We start from the raw sequence: 1,360 nt of genomic DNA on the forward strand, positions 1-1,360 counted from the left end.
CGAGGCGCGGGTGGGCGGCCTCGTCCGCGAGCGTAGCCGGGACGCGGGTCAGGGTGAGGTCTCGGCGGCGCTCACTTTCAGGGCCGAATACGACTCTCCCGGGCCCCAGAGCCCCCGGGAGAGTCGTATTCGGCCCACAAAGTGCGGAGGGCGCGGGTCAGGCGGTCGGCCCGCCGCCCGCGGCGGTCATCGCGCGTTCCAGGTCGGCCAGCAGCTCGGCGGTGGGCTCCACGCCCACGGACAGACGCACGAAACCGTCCGGGACGTCGTCGCCCCAGCGGGCGCGGCGCTCGGCCGCCGTGTGCGTGCCGCCGAAGCTGGTCTGCGGCACCACGTACTGCGCCGCGGCGATGAACCGCTCGGCCGCCGCCGCGTCCGCGAACCGCAGCCCGACGAGGCCGCCCGCCGCCGTCATCTGACGCGCCACGACCTCCGCGTCCGGGTGGTCCGCCAGCCCCGGGTAGACCACGGCGCGCACCGCCGGGTGGCCCGCGGCCAGCTCCGCGACCGCCTGCGCCGAGGCGCACATCCGGGCGAAGCGGACCTCGAGGGTCTCCAGACCGCGGTGGATCAGCCAGGCCTCGTGGGTGCCCAGGATCCCGCCGGCCAGGGTCCGCCAGCCGCGCACCCGCGCCATCACCTGCGGGTCCCGGCTGGCCACGTGCCCGCCGAGGGCGTCCGTGTGCCCGTTGACGGCCTTCGTGTCCGAGGCCACGACCACGTCCGCCCCCAGCTCCAGCGGGCGCTGCCCCAGGGGGGTCAGCAGCGTGTTGTCCACCACCACGAGGGCCCCCGCGCCGTCCCGGCGGCCGTTCGCGTGGGCGCGGGCGGCGACGTCCGCCAGGTCCGCCACGCGCAGCCCCGGGTTGGAGGGGGTCTCCACGAGCACCAGGTCGTAGCCGCTCAGGTCCGCATGGGCGAGCCCCTGGGTGGCGACCAGGTCCACGTGCACGCCTCGGGGCGTGAGGTGCTCGGCGGCGAGGGCGCGGGTGGCGCCATAGCCGTCCGCGGGCAGGAGGGCGCGGTCCCCCGGGTGCAGCAGGGGCAGCAGGACGGCGGCGATCGCGGCCATGCCGGAGGGGACCACGGCGACGTCGGCGTCCTCCAGCGCGCCCAGGGCGGCCTCGAGCGCGGACCAGGTGGGCGTGGCCCAGCGCGCGTACTGGAAAGGCACGTCCGCGCCGGGGGCGGTGGGGGCGCCGTCCGGGTCCGCGCCGGGCAGGTGGAACGCGCTCGCGTGGACCAGCGGCGGGGAGATGGACTCCCCCGGGGCCATCCCGTGGGCGCGGTGGAGTACCGGTGTCCGGCGCCGGCGTCGTCGGGGGCCTCGGCCAGGGCGGCCGCGGCGGCGTCCAGGGCC

The 1,360-nt window shown here is 77.9% G+C and carries 1 protein-coding gene; it reads right to left on the reverse strand.

Features of this window, described 5'->3' with window-relative positions; translation table 11 throughout:
- Nucleotides 1-157: 157 nt before the first annotated feature.
- Entirely contained in the window at nt 158-1,276 is a 1,119-nt protein-coding gene (locus QL983_RS11235) for a cystathionine gamma-lyase (RefSeq protein WP_290153047.1), read from the reverse strand.
- Between the last annotated feature and the right edge of the window lie 84 nt (nt 1,277-1,360).

This window comes from Micrococcus sp. APC 4021, assembly GCF_030407635.1.
GTDB lineage: Bacteria > Actinomycetota > Actinomycetes > Actinomycetales > Micrococcaceae > Micrococcus > Micrococcus luteus.